The following is an 18,843-nucleotide window of genomic DNA, read 5'->3' as shown; positions in this document are numbered from 1 at the left end:
TTTTCCAGGCGGAACAGTAGCAAGGCGAGCAGCATTCCCTCAAGCGCAAAATCTGCTGCCTGGCCATGAAGAAGATTCAACTGGCGCGCACTTTCTGCGGTTGCGCCTGCAATACCGGCAGCTGTACCGATCTGCCCGCACGCTTGCGCCGCGGCCGCTGCTTGTTGGCAAAGATGTCTTCATACGCGACATGGACGATGGGAGGCCCGAGTACCCAGACCAAAAGCGCCAGCCATACTTGCGCCGGCAACGGCAGAATGACGCTGGCAACCAGGAGTATGGCCCATAAAGCAATGAGCGGATCACGCAACTCCTGACGAAACAGCAGTGCAAGCGTCGTTTCGACTTCCGCCTCCAGCCAGCCATGCCCCTTGTGCAGCGCTAGGGCCACACCAAAGAAAGCCGGGGAAAACCAGAAATACGGGGTCAGGGCGAAATCGGTGAGGCGCTCACTGAAGCCCATCCACCAACCCCAGAACCCCGGTTCCTGACCCAGCTGCCAGTTGCCCTGCGCACCGCTCAACAGCTCCCCGAGAAGTACCGTTTCGCGGCCAAATTCGAAAAGCAGACCAAACAGCGTCAACACCATTCCCCACAACACCGCCACACTGAGGGCGTGGCGGATTTGCGCACCGGTATATTCCTGCCCGTCACAGCGCCCAGCCAGGTACAATCCGCCCAGGAGTCCGAGGGGGGCAAAACCGTACATGAACCAGAAGGGCAACGGCAGGGCGGTGAGAGCCAAAGGCACCAGCAGGTAGCGCGCCCAGCGCCCGGGATGCTCGCGGACGATGTCGACGCCGCCGTGCACCCAACTTTCCATTCGCTGCAGCCATTTTTTGGCCAAAACCATCCCTCCGCTACCGCCGTCTTTTGACATTCTAGTGAAGGCAGGATACAAACTCAAAGAAATTGGTGATCTTGGGAACACGCCGGTGCCGGAACTTCCAGCCTTTCGCGAACAGGTACGCAGGGCGCACGCGCAACTTATTCATCAGGTCGTTGCCGTCTGTCAGAACGCCGATCGACGGCCAGCACTGGCGGACAGTCTGCGCGCAGCCAGCGCCAACGGTTGGCAAGAGCTCGTCACGCGCCTGGAACGAATCCTGGCGGGCGAGAGGGATGCGACACTGTTGCTCGGTCTGGACGACGAAGACCGCATTGTCGTCGAGAGCGTCCTGCAGGGTCTGCAGGATCCCCTCTCTCTCCCGTCCCCCGGCACCCAGGCCGATCCGAGCTTCGCCGCTCCCGGGATTGCCGGAATCGTCGTCGCTGCCCAGCGGGGCGATATCCAGGCCCTGCAATGGCTCGGGCAGATGGCCGGCCAGATGCAGCGGGCTGGGGGCGAGATGGCAAAGTTGGGCGCCTGTCTGGGACCATTATCCCAAGGAAAAACCGACGTGGAGCGTCTGGGCAAAGGACTGGGCGCCAGCACCCGCGGCCTGCTGCAGCAGATCGTCGAGGAAATGCACAAGCTGCAGGCCCAGTGACGCGCTCACGGCAACAAAGTATCGTGTAGTCATGTTCAGAATCCGAAGAGCAGGAGTGGAGTAGATGGCGTCTGGTTCCCACGTGATTGACGTAAACCTGGGCAACTTCAGTGAGGCCGTGGAAGCCGAATCCTTTCGTCGCCCGGTCGTGGTGGATTTCTGGGCTCCCTGGTGCGGCCCCTGCCGCGCCCTGGGTCCGGTTCTGGAGCGCTTGGCCGACGAGATGCAGGGAGTATTTTTACTCGCGAAGATCAACTCGGATGAAAATCCCGAGCTCTCTCGGCAGTATTCCGTTCGGGGAATCCCGGCGGTCAAAGCCTTTCGTGATGGCAAGGTCGTCGACGAGTTTGCCGGCGCCCTGCCCGAGTCCGCCGTTCGTCAGTTCCTCGACAAGATGTTGCCCAAGGTCGGCGACGAGCAGCGCAAGGCGGGGCTTGAAGCCCTCGCAGGCGGCGACACCGAGGCCGCCGAGCAGGCCTTTCGCGCCGCCCTCGAGCAAGATGCCCGCAATGATGAGGCCCGCCTGGAGCTTGCGCGTCTTTTGCTCGGTCGTGGCGATCACGACGCCGCCGAGCTCGAATTGGCTGCTCTAAGTCCCGCCTTCCAGGTGCGGGAGGACGTCGAGGCGCTGCGGGCACTACTGGAATTTTCGGCAGAACTGCGCGATGCGCCGTCCAGCGCGGAAATCGCGCGGCGCTTGCAGGAAAGCAGTGGTGATGAGCAGGCGCAGGCCATGTACCAACATGCGCTGCGCGAGCTGTTGCAAGGTCATGAGCAGGCAGCACTGGAGCAACTCGTCGAGATGGTGCAGGCGCATCGAAAATATCGCGACGACCTTGCCCGTAAGACCCTCCTGAAGATTTTTCTCGTACTGGGCAAGGAACATCCCTTGGTCAACGAATATCGCAGCAAACTGGCGCGGGCACTCTATTGAGCCTGTTCTCTGGCGGATGCTCTCCGTCGCACCGCCCTGGCGGGTACCCCAAGGAGTAAGACCGAATGTCCGGCCCCATTTCCCGTTTCTCGCAACGTCGTGCCATCCTCTCAGCGTTCACTCTGGCCCTGCTTGCCTCTGGTTGTGCGCAAGCGCAGGTGAGTAGCGAAAAGCCAGCTGGCAGCCAGGCAGCGCCGGCTGCTGCGGTCACGCAAAGTACTCCCCTGCGGCCCCTGGTGAATCTTCCTGATTTCACTCCCCTCATCGACCGTTATGGCCCAACGGTGGTAAATATCAGCACGACCTCCGAACAGACGATTCCCGGGGCCGGCAATCCCTTCCCGCCAGACTCGCCTTTCTACCGCTTTTTTGAGCATTTTGGCGCACCCAATAGTCAGTCCAAGCAGCCTCCGCAGGAGAAGGTCGAATCTCTCGGCTCCGGCTTCATCCTGAGCAGCGATGGCTACATCGTCACTGCCGCCCATGTCGTGCGTCACGCCAAGCACATCATTGTCACCCTCGCCGATCACCACGCCTATCCGGCCAAACTCGTCGGCTTGTCGGTGCGCTACGATACCGCCCTGTTGAAGATCGACGCCAACAGTTTGCCCACCGCACCCATAGGCAACTCGAGCGATCTCAAGGTGGGACAATGGATACTCGCGGTCGGTACCCCCTTCGGTTTCTCCAACTCTGTCACTCAGGGCGTGGTCAGTGCCCTGGATCGACCACTACCGGACGATGAGTACATTCCTTTCATCCAGAGTGACGTGCCTATCAATCCCGGCAACTCTGGCGGTCCCCTTTTCAATATGTATGGTCAGGTCGTGGGCATCAATGATCAGATCTACACCAACAACGGTGGCTACATGGGCTTGTCTTTCTCCATCCCCATCAATACGGTGATGTCGGTGGTAGAGGATCTCAAGGCACATCGCGCTATTCAGTTTGGCTATCTCGGTGTCGAGGTCCAGAGTGTGACACCAGACATGGCCGAAGCACTGCATCTCAATGAACCCGTGGGCGCCCTCGTCGCCTCGGTCGAGCCGGACAGTCCCGCGGCACGTGCGGGCCTGCGTGCCGGCGATGTCATCGTCACCTTCGCGGGCAAGCCGGTCTACAGTGTCGGCCAACTGCCCTTGCTGGTAGGCACGAAAAAGCCTGGAACTCGGGTAGAAATTGGTATCTTACGACACGGCAAAGCGGTGAATCTGCCGATCACCGTCGGCGCCTTGCCCAGCCCGCAGAAAGCCAGCGATCTGGAGAGCAGTCCGACACCAAATCCTGGCGTGCTCAAAATCGAACGGCTGGGCATCTCCACCAAACCGCTGCCTGCCAAAGTAAAACAAGAGCTGGGAATCAATCAGGGCGTAGCGGTAGTGGACGTACACGAAGGGGCGGCGGCCGAAGCCGGCGTGCAGCCGGGGATGATCATCGAACAGTTTGATCAGCAGGTGGTCCAGAGCCCGCAGCAGCTGCAACGTCTGGTTGCAGCGACTCCTGCAGACAAACCGGTTCCGGTACTGGTCCGACAAGGAAAATCGAGTATTTTCATTGTCCTGCGCCTACCCAAAAAAGGCGGCTGAAACTAGCCGCGCGGGTGGTGCGCGGCGTGCAGGGCCTGGAGCCGTGCCTGGGCAATGTGCGTGTAGATTTCCGTCGTACTGAGCTGGGCATGTCCCAGCATCAACTGTACGCTGCGCAGGTCAGCGCCGTGATCGAGCAAATGGGTGGCAAAGGCGTGGCGCAGACTGTGGGGAGAGAGCCGGCAGCGGATGCCAGCAATCCTGCCATAGTGTCGGATTAGCTGCCAGAAACGTTGCCGGGTCATAGGCGCTGCCCGCTGGCTGAGAAACAGGGCAGCTTGGGCACCCTGCTGCAAGAGCTCGGGGCGAGCGCGCCGCAAATAATCGACAAGCAGGTCCTGGGCCCGCTCGCCAATGGGCACCAAGCGTTCCTTACGTCCCTTGCCGAAGGTCTTCAGCACCCCGGCTGCTATGTCTATCTGTGATAACTGCAGGGTCACCAACTCCGATACCCGCAGACCGGTCGCGTAGAGCAGCTCCAGCATGGCCGCATCCCGCAGACCCAGGGGATGGCTTTGATCCGGTGCGGCAAGCAGCGCCTCGATCTCGGACTCCGTTGGCACCTCCGGCAAGTGCCGTCCCAAACGGGGCGAGCTGAGGTCCAGACTGGGATCGCGGCGGATCCAGCCCTCACGCAGGGCATGGGCGTAAAAGCTTCGTAGACTGGAGAGCTGCCGCCGCACGCTGCGCAGGGCCGCACCAGCGCTCAGGCGAGTGGCGAGAAAACCTGCCAGGTCGGCGTGCTCTGCCTGACGTAAACGCATCTCGCGCGGCTGCAGATACCGGAACAAGCTGTCAAGATCCTGGCGGTAGGCCTGCAGCGTATTGGCACTCAGGTTTTTCTCCAGCCACAAGGCATCGAGAAATTGGTGAACATCCTCGTCCAGCCCCCCTGCAGGGTTCTTAGGCTTGTCCATGCCACACCCCCTCGTGCTGAAGAAGAAGTTTTTTGTAGCTGAGCGCTGCCCCCTCCCGCTCGCCCGCATAGCCGCCAAGACCGTCCTTGGCGAGTACCCGATGGCAGGGGATGAGGATGGCGATGGGATTGCGACGGCATGCCTGGCCAACCGCGCGGGGTGTGTTCTGCAAACGGCTGGCGAGTTCACCATAACTGCGGATCTGGCCCAGAGGAATCTCCTGCAGGGCACGGCAAACCTGCTGCTGAAACGGCGTGCCGAGTACCCGCAACAAAAGCCGCCTGCGGCATCGTTCATAGGCCTCGAAGTCGCCTGCCGCATAGGCTACCAGCGCCTGCGCAACCGGATGATCGGCGGGGAGATCGGGCAACTCTTCGACTTGTCCGAAAACGGGACTCAGGCCAATCAATGCAGCGTCACAAAATTCCAGGGTCAGCGTGCCGATCGACGCGACGCTGTAGCGCCACCGGCTCACGATTCCGGGTACAGGCGCAGAAAAACCAAGGGATGAATCCATAATAGCGGTCCGGCGAGTTCCTGGGTAGCCCTTTGCGTCTCCTGCCAATGTGCCCAGAAGTCTGTCGCGGGCTCGGCAGCTACGCTGAGATATTGCTCGGCCCGCCGACGATACCAGGTTGCCAAGGTCTCGCTGCCGAGGGCTTGCACCTGGAGAATGCGCTGCCAGTCCTCACGGAAGGTTTGCGGCGTAAGCTCCTCGGACAGAGCATGGCGGAAAGCTGCGAGTTCAGCATATCCCGGCCAGTCTTGCTGCGCCTCCCAACCGGCGAAGCGAAACAGATCAGCAGCCGCACTGAACAGTATGCGGCGACAACGACGCAAGCTACGGTGGGGCATCTGGAGTATCGCCGCCAACCACAGGTAGATCTCTCCCAGTTCACGCAGTTGGGCGCTCGCCGGATATTCCAGAATCATCAGGCCCAGCGCCAGAAAAAGCTGACGCAATGCGGCAATCGGTTGGTCCCCCATACCGCGAAGATGCTCCATATAGGCACCCAGATCACGCTCGCGCAGACTCTGCAAGAGCGCCTTGCCACTATCCGCGCGCCGCTCCGCCCGCCCCTCGGGAACCACCACCGCACAAGCCTCGGGCAGGCCCCAATGTTGCTGCAATGCAGCCAGGGTAAGCGCGACAAAATCTTCCGCAGACACGACGGCAGCGAGCTGTGCCCAGGCATGGAAGAGACTGCTGCGCAGCCCATGGGCGAAACCATCTTCTGCGACCCGCAGGCGCAGACGATCGATGATCAGGTGCCGAGCCTTGACATCTTCGGCCATGCTGCGCAACAGCGGCAACAGGCGTTTCTCGTCCCGTTTTTCGACGGCCTCGGCCAGGATATCGAGTTCCATGTCGATCGGTAGGGGGGCATCGGGTGTTATCTGTAGCCATTCGGCGGGAACCGGCGCGCCCGTCGCCATCGTCGACCAAGCCCGCGCGACCAGATGGCCAGGCAGGGAATTCGCGGCAATGGTCACGCTGAGTCGCGCCATCCAGCAGCGACTGAGATGCAGATCGGCCTGCCCCCGAGACAGAGGCAGGCCCTCCCGCAAAAAAGCTGACTGCAAGGGCAGACGCGCAGCAGCGTCTGCCCAGATGCGATCCTGCTCTGGTGTCGCAGCCATCCGCCATTGCTCCAGCAAGGCGGTAGACTGCAAGGCGGTCATCAGCCGAGCTTTTCGCGGATGCGCGCGGCCTTACCAGAGAGATCACGCAGATAGTAGAGTTTAGCGCGCCGGACATCGCCGCGACGCTTCACTTCTACCTTGGCAACCAGCGGGGAGTGCATCGGGAAAACGCGCTCGACGCCTTCGCCACTGGAAATTTTGCGCACCGTGAAGGACGAGTGGGCACCCCGGTTACGCCGGGCGATACACAGACCCTCGAATACCTGAACCCGCTCGCGCTCGCCTTCCTTCACGCGAACATGCACCGCTACGGTGTCACCGGCGATGAAGTCGGGGATCTCGTTCTTGGCCTCTGCCAGATTGATTTCATCAATGATATTCACAGCACTTCTCCTTACACCCTGCCACTTTCATCCGCGCTCTCTGCTTCCTGCAGACAACGTATATCCTCAACCGACAACTGGCGCCGCACCCAGAGGTCCGGGCGCCGCGCCCTGGTTCGCAACAGCGACTGTCCCCGACGCCAGCGCGCAATCCGCGCATGATCACCCGACAACAAAACCGCAGGCACTCCCACTCCTTCCCATTGCTCGGGTCGGGTGTAATGCGGACAATCCAGCAGGTCCGCCGCCGCAAAACTATCCTCCTGCGCCGAAGCCTCATGGCCGAGGAAGCCGGGCAGAAGGCGCGCCGTTGCCTCCATCAGCACCAGTGCCGGCAACTCCCCGCCGGCGAGGACATAATCCCCCAGCGACCACTCCTCATCGACCTGCGCCATGACGCGCTCATCGATGCCCTCATAGCGCCCGGCTAGGAGGATCATCCCCGCGCGGTGGCTGAAGCGCTGGCAATCCGCCTGCCGCAGGGGCCGCCCCTGAGGCGATAGATACGCCACCGGTGCCTCCGGATTCTCCCGCCGCGCACGAGCGATGGCCGCCAACAGCGGCGGCGCCATCATCAGCATCCCCGGACCACCGCCAAAGGGGCGGTCGTCCACCCGCTGATGCGGAAGATCACTGAAATCCCGAGGATTCCAGACCTGCAGTGCGAGCAAACCGCGCTGCCGACCGCGGGCCAAAACTCCCGCCTGAAAATATCCTTCTATCAGCTCTGGAAAAATGCTGATGACATCAAAACGCATCACCAGTCCTTTTCCCAGTCAAGCACGATACGACGTTGTACTGCATCCACCTGCACATCCGCTGTCCACGGGATCAGGGTTTCCGCACCTTGCTCGTCCTGCACCACGAGAACATCGTTGGCGCCAGTCTCCAACAGGTTTTTCACCTGCCCGAGCCGCTGCCCGGTATGGTTGATCACCTGCATACCGATCAAGTCTCGCCAGTAATATTCGCCTTCCGGTAGCAGCGGCAGCTCTTCGGCAGGAACCGTAATTTCTTGCCCGATCAGTGCCCGCGCCGCTTCGCGATCCTGGACTCCGCGCAGCTGCGCAATCACGGCTCCGGCCTGCAGCCCACCGGAGAGCACAGCGACCGGGCGGTGCTCTACACCCAGATACCAGAGGGCATGATCCAAAATGCCCTCACGCTCCTCGGTATAGGAAAAGACCTTGACAGCGCCGCGGACACCATAGAGGCCGGAAATGCGCCCCAGGGGCACCCATTCCGCGGTTTCAGGCGGCGTTGACACCCGTCTTGCTCACGCCCTCGGCCTTGAGGAAGCGCGCCACGGTATCCGAAGGCTGCGCGCCCTGGGCCAGCCAGTAGGCAGCACGTTCCTTGTCGAGCCGGAGCTCCGACGGATTACTGACGGGATTGTAAAAACCCAAACGCTCGATGAAGCGTCCGTCACGCCGCGCCCGACTATCCGCCACCACGATGTGGTAGAAGGGCCGCTTCTTGGCGCCACCCCGAGCCATCCGAATCACTACCATGTCCGTTCCTCACAAAAGTACAATACCGCAACCCGCGCGGCGGGAAAGGCGCGAATCATAACCAAAAATTTCACTTATTGAAAGGGCATACCGCCTTTCATGAGATTGCGCGGATTCATCCCCAGCAAGCGTCCCAAGCCCTTGCCCCCCTTGCCCATCTTTTTGAACATCTTTTGCATCATCTCAAACTGTTTGAGTAGCTTGTTGACTTCGGCGACAGTCGTGCCAGAGCCTGCCGCAATTCGGCGGCGGCGAGAGGCCTTGATGATTTCCGGGTGGCGCCGTTCTTCCATGGTCATGGAATTGATGATCGCTTCCAGCCGCCGCATCGGCTTTTTGTCCTGCAGGGCCTCCTGCGCTTCGCTGGGGATTTCACTCATCCCCGGCAGCTTGTCCAGGATGCTGGTCAGCCCGCCCATGCGCTCCACCTGACGCAACTGTTCACGAAAATCTTCGAGATCAAAGCCCTTGCCTTTGCGCAGCTTGTCGGTCATCCGCTGCGCCTGCTCGACATCGACTTCCTGCTGTACCTGCTCCACCAGACTGACGATGTCACCCATGCCGAGGATACGCGAGGCCATCCGCTCTGGGTGGAAGGCCTCCAGCCCCTTGCGCACCTTCTCGCCCACACCGAGAAACTTGATCGGCTTGCCGCTGATGGCGCGAATGGAGAGGGCGGCGCCACCGCGCGCATCGCCATCGGCCTTGGTGAGGATCACTCCGGTCAGCGGCAGGGCAGTGTCAAAGGCCTTGGCGGTGTTGACCGCATCCTGGCCAGTCATGGCGTCGACGACAAAGAGCAATTCCGTTGGCTGTACTGCAGCGGTCAGGTCCCGGGCCTCGGCCATCATTTCTTCGTCTACGTGCAGCCGTCCGGCGGTGTCGACGATCAGCACGTCGTAGACCTGCTTGCGTGCCGCATCCAAAGCATCCCGCGCGATCTGCACTGGCGCCTGACTGGGATGGCTGGGAAAGACCTCGACGGCGATGTCCCGTCCGAGACTGGCGAGTTGCTCCATCGCCGCCGGCCGATAGACGTCGGTACTGACCATCAACACCCGCTTCTTTTCTCGCTCCTTGAGCCAGAGGGCGAGTTTGGCACTCGTGGTGGTTTTCCCAGAGCCCTGCAGCCCGGCCATGAGGATCACCACTGGCGGTCGCGCCTGCAGATCGAGACGGTCATTATGAGAACCCATCAGACGCGTCAGCTCGTCGTTGACGATCTTGATGAAGACCTGTCCGGGGCTCAAGCTGCGCAACACCTCTTCGCCGAGGGCCTTCTGTCGCACTTCGGCCACAAAATCCTTAACCACCGGCAACGCCACGTCAGCCTCCAACAGCGCCATACGCACGTCGCGCAGGGCATCGCGGATATTGTCTTCACTGAGGCGGGCCTGACCACGCAAGGCCTTGAAACTTTGGTTGAGACGTTGGCTGAGGGATTCGAACATGGGTACCTCGACAAAGCGGATTATCATTTTGCGCGCTCAAGGATACGGGCGCAACGCCTTCCGGCTGAGATTCAGATTCTTCAGAAGAACCACGCCATTATGCCAGAAAGCCGGCTATTCCAAGTGGGTTCCCACACGATAGACGCCTTCACCACCGATCTCGCCAATCCCACCGCAGTGCAATCCATTGCCCGAGCGGGTGGCCTCGACCCTCTACCAAATTACATCATCTTGCGCATCATCGCCGGCATGCCATCCTGGACGAAACGATTGATTTCTCGGGCATGCGCGTGAATGACTCGCACCATTTCTGGGTCATTGGAGGTTTCCGTCACGGCGATCCCGTCCTTGAGCATGGTGAGCTTGCGCTGATACAGAGTTGGATGTGCGAACATCACTGGAACACTGCGACTCATCGGGTATGGGAAAGGACGATCCTCCGCCAGTCGGGCATACATCTGCTCCACATGAGCCTGTAACAGTGCCACCGTTTCTGGTACTGCAGATATCGTAACGGCATGGATACCATCGGGTAGAAAGGTCACTTTGCGATGCACCTGGCGATGTCGCTCAAATAGTTCCATCCCGGTCTGCATGGGCCCCCGATTTTCTGGGGACATCATCGCCCGCATGCCTTCTTCATCTGGCCCGTTGCGCATCATGCCTCCCATCATCCCGCCTATACCTGAAGCACTGGCGGCACCGAGACGAACATACCCCAACAGTGCCAGGGCCGAAAAAATCGACTTCATCATTTGCCTACGATTCATCGTCATCTCTCCTGTATAGGACTATCCCAGTTTCCACCGTCGTTTTTGCCACAACGCATATAGCGCCGGAATCACCAATAGCGCCAACAAAGCCGCGCTGAACATTCCCCCAACCACCGGAGCTGCGATGCGACGCATCATGTCCGCTCCCGTTCCGTGGCTGAACATAATCGGCAGAAGACCCACAACGACCAACGTGAGGGTCATAGCCAGTGGCCGTAGTCGCAGCATGCTGCCTTCTATAACCGCCAATTGCAGGTCATGCCAATTCTCCAGAGCGCTGCGTGCTCTCCGGCGGTAGACTGCCTCATCGAGATACAAAAGCATGACCACGCCGAATTCCGCTGCGACGCCAGCGAGTGCAATAAATCCAACGACTACGGCTATCGATAGCTTGTAGTGCAGCAGATAGACCAGCCAAAGCCCCCCGAGCAGAGAAAAAGGAAGCGTCACCAGCACGATCCCGACCTCCACCACGTTACGGAAATTGAAATAGAGCAGTATCGTGATCAATAACAAGACGGCAGGGACCACCAACAACAGGCGGTGGTCAGCACGCTCCATGCTTTTATATTCTCCGACCCAATCGATAGTATATCCAGCAGGTAACGGGACATGTTGGGCGAGTGCCTGCTTGGCAGCCGCGACATAGCCGCCGATACTGGTGCCGGGCTTGAGGTCAATCGTCACCCAGGAGTTCAGCTGACTGTTATCGCTAGTCAGCATCGCCGGACCTTTTTCAAAGCGGACACGCGCTACCTGCGCGAGCGGAATCTGGGCACCACTGGGTGCCGTGATATAAGCGTTCCTCAAAGCGCTTAGAGACTGTCGTTCGGCGCGCGGATACCGAAGATCGACGGGAAAACGCTGCACCCCCTCTACTGCGGTGGTCAGGACCTTGCCACCAATCGCCGTTTCCACGACTCGATTGACATCAGCCACTGAGATACCATAGCGTGCCGCCGCCTGACGCTCTGTATGGATGACAATATAGCGTCCACCCAGGGCATGCGCAGCGTATACCGACTCGGTACCGGGGACAGACGCCAAGGCTTGCTGTATTTTCTGACCGAGCTGGTTCAAGGTAGTCAAATTCGCCCCGGTGATTTTGATGCCCAGCGGGGTCTGTAAACCCGTCGTCAGCATATCTACGCGTCCTTTGATAGGCTGCGTCCAGTCGTTACTCAGCCCCGGTATTTGCAGTGCTTGATTGAGACGACTCCGTAACCGATCAAGGGTCATCCCGATTGGCCAATGCTGCCTCTTGCGCAGGGTGACGACCGTATCAAACATGGAAATGGGCGACTGATCTGTCGCCGTTTGCGCCCGTCCAGCTTCGCCGAACACGGTTTTGACTTCGGGAAAGCTTTTGAGGATGCGATCTGTCAACTGCAGCAGGCTACCCGCCTCGCCATAAGAGATCGCTGGGTTCTGAGCAACCGGCATGTAGAGCAAGGTACCTTCGTCGAGGGGGGGCATGAGCTGGGTACCTAGTCGCTGCCACGGGTAGATCATGGTCAACGATAGCAACCCAGCCAGTATCAGAATCAGCCAGGGTAACCGCAGCACGCCATGGATAACCGGGCGGTACAGCGACGCCAGTAGGCGATTGATCGGGTTCTTGCGCTCGGCGGGAATTCGCCCTCGGATCAACCAGGCCATGAGGAGCGGTACCAAGGAAATGGATAGCAGAGCCGCCGCCGCAATGGCGAAGGTTTTGGTGAAGGCAAGAGGAGCAAAGAGTTTGCCTTCCTGACCACCGAGGGCAAAAATTGGCAGAAACGACACCGTAATGATCAACAGAGAAAAGAACAATGCTGGTCCGACTTCGAGCGCCGCCTCGCGCGCTGCGATCCAGGGGTTTGTCTCTCTACCCTCCTCCATCCGTTTATGCATATTCTCGATCATGACCACGGGAGCGTCGACCATGACCCCCACGGCGATCGCGATTCCGCCGAGAGACATGATGTTGGCCGAAATTCCCAGGCCATACATGACCGCAAATGCGGTCAGAATGCCGACCGGCAACGTGATCAACACCACCAGCGCGGAGCGGGCACGCAGCAAAAATAGAAAAGTTACCAGGAGTACTGCAATACACTCCTCCAACAGTTTGCCACTCAGGGTGGCAATACTGCGTTGGATAAGTGGCCGCTGGCTGTATGTGGTGACGATCTTTACACCCGTGGGGAGGGAAGATTGCAGACTATGCAGCTTCTGTTCTACCCGCCGAATCAGCGCGTTGGCATTCCCGCCCTGATTCATCATGACGATTCCCCCGACTACCTGCCCTTGTCCGTTCAACTCGGCGATGCCGCTCGGCAATACCGGGCCTAACTGCACCCGGGCAATTTGCTCCAGGGTAATGGGTATTCCATCCCGCACCGCCACGGAAACCTGGCGAAGATCCTGCAGGGAATGAATGTACCCAGAAGTGCGCACGATATACCGAGACTCGCCCAGATCAATGACGGACCCACTGGTTTCTCCATTCGCCGCGCGAATGGCCGCTTCTACCTGGGGCAATGAGACATCCTCGGCAATCATGCGCTGCGGATGGACGACAACTTGATACTCCTGCTCCATTCCCCCTACGGTAGCCACCTGGGCCACCCCTGGTATCCCCTGCAGGGCAAACTTCAAAAACCAGTTTTGCAGGGTGGTCAATTGTGCTAGGTTCAGGGTCCCTTTTGGATCGGTCAGGGCATATTCGTAGATCCAGTCGACGCCGGAACTGTTCGGACCCAGTGCAGGTATCACACCCCTCGGCAATTCACCCTGCGCCTGTTCGAGATACTGGAGAACGAGGTTGCGTGCTTGGAAAATAGGGGTACCGCCTTTGAACAAGACATACACATAGGAATCCCCAAACATCGAATACCCCCGTACCGCTCGCGCACCAGGGACCTCCTGCAAGGTAGTTTCCAAGGGATAGGTGACCTGATCCTGCACGACTTGGGGGGCCTGTCCCGGATAGCTGGTCTTAACGATCACTTGGGTAGGAGAAATGTCGGGGATCGCCTCCAGAGGAATTGCATACATTCCCAGGATGCCGGCCACCGTCACGATCAGGGTGGCCAGAATGACCAGGAGCGGATTATCGATGGATGCCCGAACGATGGCTTTAATCATGTCCGTCGCCTCCCATGTGCATGCCCGCCATTGATTCCGCTGAGGAAGTCTTGCGCGTCGCTGCGGCAGGAGAGGGAATTTCCGCTTTGCTCGGCGCAGTGTGCTTCGAGCTTAGGTTCCCGCCCAACATACGGGCCCGTACAGATTGGAACTGCGACTCGGAATAGAGCAGGAACTGGGCATTGTTCACCACTCGCTCACCGGCATGCAGACCTTGTGGGATTGCGGTCCAACCATCGGCCGTGGCTCCAGCTTGGACTTGCGCAGGGAGAAAATGTCCGTCGGCTTGGTAAAGCATCACAAAATTCCCTTGCACGGTGCGAAGAATGGCGCTATCGGGCACGGCCAGGACTTTGTGCGCCTGGGTCCACACCTGTGCCGTGACATACATTCCTGGCCGCAACGTCCTCTCGGGATTAGCGAAGGACAAACGCGCCGTGACCGTGCGGCTTTGGGGATTTTGTGTGGGATACAGAAAGCTGAGTCGGCCTTTCCAGATCTTTCCAGGGAACTCCTCGGAGCGTAGTTCTACGCGATCCCCTATATGTACCCAAGGCAGTTGGTAGCCATAGAGTGCGACCTGCACCCAAACTCGATCGAGATTTGCAATCTCCATCATATTACTTTGCGAGGAGAGATATCCGCCCTGGTGGATCGGCAACTTCTGCACCACACCAGAAATGGGGGCATAAACGGGGACCTGCCGCTGTGCCACCCCGCTGCGACGCAGTGCGGCAATCTCCGTCGACGACAACCCCAGAAGGCGCAAGCGTTCTGTTGCCGCCGCACGCAGCTCTTCGCTTGTCGCATCTTTATCTGGACCACTCGCTTGGACAAGTAAATATTCTTGCTCGGCACTATAAACTTCCGGCGAATATACCCGAGCCAAAACGCTCCCAGCTGCAACCGGGTCACCCACCGCACGAACCGCGAGGTTGGTGATCCAACCAGAAAATCGTGGGGTGACGGTGTACACACGGTTTTCGTCCTCGGCCACCGTGCCCACAGTGGTGAGGACACGGCCAATCCGTCGACGTTGCACAGCAACCACGCGTACACCGAGTTGTTGCACCATCCGCGAATCCACCGTGAGCCCAGTTGCAGAAGCCGCAGGTGCATGGGCATATACCGGGATATAGGCCATGCCCATGTTGTCTTTCATAGGATGGGTTGCATGGATTTTCGGGTTCATGGGATTGGCCCAATACAAGATACGTGGCTTGGCGGTTTTGGTCTGGACCGGCGCGGATGGCGATTTCAGGAGAGGCGATTTGCTCGGTGATTGCGCAGGCAACCACAGCACCAGCGTGGCACCGATCCCGGCACCGAGCAGGAGAGAGGCGAGAGAAAATCCCCAGAGACGCTTGTTCATGGTTGCACCCCGCGATATTGCGTTGCCAAAAAATCCAACTGCGCGATCGCCAGAGCTCGATCCCGGCGGGCAGCAAGGGTGTTCAGCGCAGTGGCGAGTACGGTATTCTGGGCGCGCAATACTGATTGCAATCGCCCTCGTCCGCTTCGGAAATCCGCGAGTTCGGCGGCATAGGTCTGCTTCGCCAAGGGGAGTAAATCCTGCTGGTCACGCTCATCTTCGGCAGCCGCAGCCTGGTATTGGGCATAAGCACTTCGCAGCTCTCGCGCGATACGCAGGCGTTGTTCGCCATAGTTATCAACCGCAGCCATCTGCTTTTCTTGCGCGGCGGCAATGATCTGGTCCTGACGATTGGCTGGAAAAATCGGCAGGCTGAGGTTGACACCCACGGAAAGCCAGTTCGGACTACCGGGCATGAAGTCTTGTCCATAGGACGTGCTGACGGTAATCGAAGGCAGCAGACTGCGATTCGCCACCCGCACAGCCACTTGCGCGGCACGTTCGCTTGCCGCAGCTGCCTGTAATGTCGGCTGACCAGAAATCCTCGCGACCAAAAGCGACAAGGCGGGCGGCGGAGATGCATGTGGCCACTGCCACTCCAATCGCGGAGGAGCGGAAAGCCCCAAAAGTTCGGTGATACGTGCTTCGGCGCCTGTTTGCTCAGAGCGAATCCGATCTTTTTCGTTTGCAAGAGCGAGGCGTTCCAGACGAGCACGCAATACCTCGGCTTCCTCGATTCTACCAGCACGATAGGCGGCCATCGCTGCCTGCTCCGTCAGCCGTGCCAATTGCTCTTGGCGAACGAGGATCCGTATTTCGTTGTGCCCCACCTGGGCCTGAATCCAGCTTTGCTGTAAGAGCCAGCGCAGTTCAGCCAATCGCTCCGCCTTGCTGGCAGAGGCCGCGCGGGCTTCCATGCGAAACTGACGGCTGCGTAGCGCGAGCTGGCCAAAAGGAGGAAATGTCTGGCTCAGCCCTACACTCAGCATGCTCATTTTCTGCTGATTCATGGAAAAATTGTTGGTAGGAAGATTGACCGCACCCAAACTGAGATGCGGATCTGGCAGCTGTGATGCAGCAATGGCCTGATGACGCAAGGCCAGAATTTTTTGCTGATAGGCGGCCAAACTCGGGTTTTGGGAAAGTAGGCGTTCCGCAGCGTCCAGGGTAAGGGTTGTGGAGCCCTCTGCAACAGCAAAGGGCAAAACACTCAGCGTGGCACTGACTGCGACGAGTAGAAGGATACGCAGCTGCGGAGGCCGATTTTCGAATGCTCGGTTGTTGAGTTTCATGGAATGCTCCTGAAAATAACGCGAGAAAACTCGTCCAGCGGACGGGAGGCGCTAGTTCTCAGGGCAATTCAAATCAGGAGGCGGACTCGAGAAAGTGGCGGGGGATGCGCCCAAACAACCAATAGATTCGCAAAAGGGAGTCGGATAAAGCCTTGCAGTAGCAAGGCGAACCAAGCGATTACTACGGTGAGGATGGCCGGATAGACAAGATGCCCGAAGACCGTTCCCTTGGGGGCATGAGCCAGGTCGCAAAGCGCCGAGCAAGAACGCGCACCCATCCCGGCCATCGGACAGTGGTCATCCATACCTATCATGGAAGAAGATCCAGCCTGCATCTTGCCGCTCATCGAGCGCATAGGCATTCCAACCATCATGCTGCAGCGACACCAGTCCGGGAAAAGGGCATTGGACAGGAGTAAGAAAATCAGAAGATAGCCCAAACACGCCCGCAGCAAGCGTTGCAGCTCACCAGCCCGCAGGCGATGCCCGCGTGACAGTATCCTATTTCCCTTGGCGGCGTCATGGAACACTGCGGAGGTCAAACTCCTGTTCGACAGAATTTTAGAAAATTTTATGTATTTTTATGTTAAACCTGAAGCAAGCTTCAGTGTCAAGTGGGTTTTGGTCTTTGGGTTTTGGTCTTATCCGTTAAGCCACGTTACCGCCGACAACCGTGATCGGTGCGACGCGCACGCCATGGCGGGCCTTGGCTTCCTCGACCACACCCGGACGAAGCCAAGACGATCGTAGCCTTTATCGGCAGCAAGGGTGATCCGTCGGCTTCCACCCAGCTCATCCATGAGTTGTAACGCAGCATCTACCTCTGCCGTCCCATCCGCCGTGGTGACCTGTTCTCCCACGATCAAGCCCTCTCGGTTAACCATGAGTACATGCCCCAGATACACCAGCCGCGAGGCATCCCCGGGTGCCTTCTTGTAGAGGCGACAATCGGGGTCCGTTACCGAGGCATGGGTGTCATTGCTGCGCTTCTGCCCACGGAAATCCGAGCGAGGACGAGTGACGCAGGAGCGGATAGAGATGAGCGAGCGGGAGCGCAAGCGGTTTGCGGTGCTGCAGCAGGTGATCGATGGGAGCCGAAGTCAGGGGCAGGCAGCGCTGGCATTAGGCTTGTCAGAGCGGCAGATCCGGCGCTTGCAGCGCGGGGTTGAGCGGGAAGGGGCATGGGCATTGATCAGCCGACGCCGTGGCAGACCCTCCAACCGAAGTGTAGAGACGACGGTCCGGGAGGGCATCCTGGCGCAGGTGCGGGCACGCTATGCGGACTTTGGCCCCACCTTGGCAGCGGAATATCTGCGCGCAGATGGCTATACCGTATCGAAGGAGACGCTGCGTCGCTGGATGATCGCTGCGGGCCTGTGGCAAGCCCAGCGCAAGCGGCGCACCCGCCTGCACCCACCCAGGCCGCGCCGAGCGCGACTGGGGGAATTGATCCAGATCGATGGCAGTCCCCACGATTGGTTCGAAGGCCGTGGGCCGCGCTGCACCCTGATCGCCTTCATTGACGATGCCACCAGTCGGGTCTTGTATGCCCGTTTTACACCGGTAGAAAGCAGCCAAACCTATCTGTCCGCCCTACAGACCTACGTCACGACTCATGGCTGCCCCGTGGCGCTCTACAGCGATCGGCACAGCATCTTCACCAAACACCACCCAGAAGACAACGAACCCACGCAGTTTCAGCGTGCCACCGAAGCCTTGGGAATTGCCACCATCCAGGCCTTGAGCCCACAGGCCAAAGGTCGGGTAGAACGCCTGTTCCAAACGCTTCAGGATCGCCTGGTCAAGGCCTTGCGCCTGAAGGGTATCAGCGATCAGGATGCCGCCAACGCTTGGCTCCCCCAGTACCTGCAGCAACACAATGCGCGCTTTGCCGTGGCGGCTTGCGACGACGAGGACGCCCACCAACCCTATGACGGAAGTCCAGAAACTCTCGCCCGGATCTGCGCCATCCACCACCGCCGTACCCTATCCAAGGACCTGGTGCTGTCCTTCCAAAGACAGCGCTACATCATCCAGACTGGTGGCGCCTCACGCTATGCACTGCGCGGACGGAAAGTCGATGTCGTGGTCCATGCCGACGGGCGAATAGAGCTGGTAACCGGCGCCGAAGTCTTGCCCTACAAGGTCTTCGATTCGCCCCAGGAAATCCCTCATCCTGTCGATGACAAAAGCCTCAACGCTCGCGTCGATGCGATCCTGACTTCCCGACGTTGGTCAGAAAAATCCCGGCCTGCTGCCGACCATCCTTGGCGTCGTTATCCCACCGCAGATCGTCCTGGAAAGTAATCAATGCCCAAAAGAACCGGACATCTCTATCTTGCCCAACGCCGGACATTTCTA

Annotated in this window: 17 protein-coding genes and 1 pseudogene; 4 read left to right on the top strand and 14 right to left on the bottom strand. The window is 59.3% G+C overall.

Annotation, left to right across the window (positions count from 1 at the left end):
- Positions 1-76: 76 nt before the first annotated feature.
- Positions 77-847, bottom strand: coding sequence for a hypothetical protein (locus tag ACQAYK_RS01430; protein WP_226827088.1), 771 nt, complete (start codon positions 845-847; stop codon positions 77-79).
- Between the two features lie 88 nt (positions 848-935).
- Here ACQAYK_RS01430 and ACQAYK_RS01425 point away from each other — a divergent pair, with 88 nt between their 5' ends.
- The 3 genes from ACQAYK_RS01425 to ACQAYK_RS01415 all read left to right on the top strand — a co-directional run bounded on the left by ACQAYK_RS01425 (position 936) and on the right by ACQAYK_RS01415 (position 4,010).
- A complete protein-coding gene (locus tag ACQAYK_RS01425) occupies positions 936-1,490 on the top strand; it encodes a hypothetical protein (protein ID WP_215871272.1) in 555 nt (184 codons plus the stop codon).
- A 64-nt stretch (positions 1,491-1,554) separates the two neighbouring features.
- Complete coding sequence (locus ACQAYK_RS01420) at positions 1,555-2,424, top strand: tetratricopeptide repeat protein (RefSeq protein WP_215871271.1); 870 nt, start codon at positions 1,555-1,557, stop codon at positions 2,422-2,424.
- Between the two features lie 65 nt (positions 2,425-2,489).
- On the top strand, positions 2,490-4,010 hold the full coding sequence (locus ACQAYK_RS01415; protein ID WP_215871270.1) for a Do family serine endopeptidase: 1,521 nt from the start codon (positions 2,490-2,492) through the stop codon (positions 4,008-4,010).
- Between the two features lie 2 nt (positions 4,011-4,012).
- On the opposite strand, the gene xerD is transcribed toward ACQAYK_RS01415, so the two are convergent.
- From xerD to ACQAYK_RS01350, 13 genes and pseudogenes are all read right to left on the bottom strand, one after another.
- On the bottom strand, positions 4,013-4,927 hold the full coding sequence (xerD, locus tag ACQAYK_RS01410; protein WP_226827090.1) for a site-specific tyrosine recombinase XerD: 915 nt from the start codon (positions 4,925-4,927) through the stop codon (positions 4,013-4,015).
- Positions 4,914-5,402 (bottom strand): methylated-DNA--[protein]-cysteine S-methyltransferase, encoded by a 489-nt coding sequence (locus tag ACQAYK_RS01405; protein ID WP_215871268.1) that lies wholly within the window; start codon positions 5,400-5,402, stop codon positions 4,914-4,916. The genes xerD and ACQAYK_RS01405 overlap by 14 nt, the downstream gene beginning before the upstream one ends.
- The gene (locus ACQAYK_RS01400; protein WP_215871267.1) at positions 5,399-6,610 is read right to left on the bottom strand and encodes a hypothetical protein; all 1,212 of its coding nucleotides are present in this window, start codon (positions 6,608-6,610) and stop codon (positions 5,399-5,401) included. The genes ACQAYK_RS01405 and ACQAYK_RS01400 overlap by 4 nt, the downstream gene beginning before the upstream one ends.
- Entirely contained in the window at positions 6,610-6,954 is a 345-nt protein-coding gene (gene rplS / locus ACQAYK_RS01395) for a 50S ribosomal protein L19 (RefSeq protein WP_215871266.1), read from the bottom strand. Before rplS ends, ACQAYK_RS01400 begins: the two co-directional genes overlap by 1 nt.
- Before the next feature lie 11 nt (positions 6,955-6,965).
- Positions 6,966-7,712 carry a tRNA (guanosine(37)-N1)-methyltransferase TrmD gene (gene trmD / locus ACQAYK_RS01390; protein WP_215871265.1) on the bottom strand — a complete coding sequence of 249 codons (747 nt, stop codon included), beginning with the start codon at positions 7,710-7,712 and terminating at the stop codon, positions 6,966-6,968.
- Positions 7,712-8,221, bottom strand: a complete 510-nt coding sequence (rimM, locus tag ACQAYK_RS01385) for a ribosome maturation factor RimM (protein WP_215871264.1) — start codon at positions 8,219-8,221, stop codon at positions 7,712-7,714. The genes trmD and rimM overlap by 1 nt, the downstream gene beginning before the upstream one ends.
- The gene (rpsP, locus tag ACQAYK_RS01380) at positions 8,205-8,465 is read right to left on the bottom strand and encodes a 30S ribosomal protein S16 (protein ID WP_215871263.1); all 261 of its coding nucleotides are present in this window, start codon (positions 8,463-8,465) and stop codon (positions 8,205-8,207) included. Before rpsP ends, rimM begins: the two co-directional genes overlap by 17 nt.
- A gap of 74 nt (positions 8,466-8,539) precedes the next feature.
- On the bottom strand, positions 8,540-9,916 hold the full coding sequence (ffh, locus tag ACQAYK_RS01375; RefSeq protein WP_215871262.1) for a signal recognition particle protein: 1,377 nt from the start codon (positions 9,914-9,916) through the stop codon (positions 8,540-8,542).
- Positions 9,917-10,137: 221 nt separating this feature from the next.
- The gene (locus tag ACQAYK_RS01370) at positions 10,138-10,686 is read right to left on the bottom strand and encodes a hypothetical protein (RefSeq protein WP_226827092.1); all 549 of its coding nucleotides are present in this window, start codon (positions 10,684-10,686) and stop codon (positions 10,138-10,140) included.
- A 21-nt stretch (positions 10,687-10,707) separates the two neighbouring features.
- Positions 10,708-13,818, bottom strand: coding sequence for an efflux RND transporter permease subunit (locus ACQAYK_RS01365; RefSeq protein WP_215871261.1), 3,111 nt, complete (start codon positions 13,816-13,818; stop codon positions 10,708-10,710).
- Positions 13,811-15,190 carry an efflux RND transporter periplasmic adaptor subunit gene (locus tag ACQAYK_RS01360; RefSeq protein WP_215871260.1) on the bottom strand — a complete coding sequence of 460 codons (1,380 nt, stop codon included), beginning with the start codon at positions 15,188-15,190 and terminating at the stop codon, positions 13,811-13,813. Before ACQAYK_RS01360 ends, ACQAYK_RS01365 begins: the two co-directional genes overlap by 8 nt.
- Positions 15,187-16,482, bottom strand: a complete 1,296-nt coding sequence (locus ACQAYK_RS01355; RefSeq protein WP_215871259.1) for a TolC family protein — start codon at positions 16,480-16,482, stop codon at positions 15,187-15,189. The genes ACQAYK_RS01360 and ACQAYK_RS01355 overlap by 4 nt, the downstream gene beginning before the upstream one ends.
- Before the next feature lie 725 nt (positions 16,483-17,207).
- A pseudogene (locus tag ACQAYK_RS01350) lies at positions 17,208-17,489 on the bottom strand (IS5/IS1182 family transposase); the annotation flags it as partial.
- A 31-nt stretch (positions 17,490-17,520) separates the two neighbouring features.
- Between ACQAYK_RS01350 and ACQAYK_RS01345 the strand changes: the two are divergent.
- Positions 17,521-18,789 (top strand): ISNCY family transposase, encoded by a 1,269-nt coding sequence (locus tag ACQAYK_RS01345; protein WP_483167768.1) that lies wholly within the window; start codon positions 17,521-17,523, stop codon positions 18,787-18,789.
- The last annotated feature ends 54 nt before the right edge of the window (positions 18,790-18,843 follow it).

Origin of the sequence: Acidithiobacillus sp. AC3, assembly GCF_050261095.1 — a bacterium.
Lineage (GTDB): Bacteria > Pseudomonadota > Gammaproteobacteria > Acidithiobacillales > Acidithiobacillaceae > Igneacidithiobacillus > Igneacidithiobacillus copahuensis.
Note: the sequence above shows the minus strand (reverse complement) of the source record. Positions and strands in the feature narration are given on the sequence as shown.

Excerpts from the sequence above, each read along its gene's own strand:
- rpsP (WP_215871263.1), bottom strand. The coding sequence starts at position 8,465 with ATGGTAGTGATTCGGATGGCTCGGGGTGGCGCCAAGAAGCGGCCCTTC.
- ACQAYK_RS01355 (WP_215871259.1), bottom strand. The coding sequence starts at position 16,482 with ATGAAACTCAACAACCGAGCATTCGAAAATCGGCCTCCGCAGCTGCGT.
- trmD (WP_215871265.1), bottom strand. The coding sequence starts at position 7,712 with ATGCGTTTTGATGTCATCAGCATTTTTCCAGAGCTGATAGAAGGATAT.
- ACQAYK_RS01360 (WP_215871260.1), bottom strand. The coding sequence starts at position 15,190 with ATGAACAAGCGTCTCTGGGGATTTTCTCTCGCCTCTCTCCTGCTCGGT.
- ACQAYK_RS01415 (WP_215871270.1), top strand. The coding sequence starts at position 2,490 with ATGTCCGGCCCCATTTCCCGTTTCTCGCAACGTCGTGCCATCCTCTCA.
- ffh (WP_215871262.1), bottom strand. The coding sequence starts at position 9,916 with ATGTTCGAATCCCTCAGCCAACGTCTCAACCAAAGTTTCAAGGCCTTG.
- ACQAYK_RS01420 (WP_215871271.1), top strand. The coding sequence starts at position 1,555 with ATGGCGTCTGGTTCCCACGTGATTGACGTAAACCTGGGCAACTTCAGT.
- ACQAYK_RS01365 (WP_215871261.1), bottom strand. The coding sequence starts at position 13,818 with ATGATTAAAGCCATCGTTCGGGCATCCATCGATAATCCGCTCCTGGTC.
- xerD (WP_226827090.1), bottom strand. The coding sequence starts at position 4,927 with ATGGACAAGCCTAAGAACCCTGCAGGGGGGCTGGACGAGGATGTTCAC.
- ACQAYK_RS01345 (WP_483167768.1), top strand. The coding sequence starts at position 17,521 with ATGAGCGAGCGGGAGCGCAAGCGGTTTGCGGTGCTGCAGCAGGTGATC.
- ACQAYK_RS01370 (WP_226827092.1), bottom strand. The coding sequence starts at position 10,686 with ATGAATCGTAGGCAAATGATGAAGTCGATTTTTTCGGCCCTGGCACTG.
- ACQAYK_RS01400 (WP_215871267.1), bottom strand. The coding sequence starts at position 6,610 with ATGACCGCCTTGCAGTCTACCGCCTTGCTGGAGCAATGGCGGATGGCT.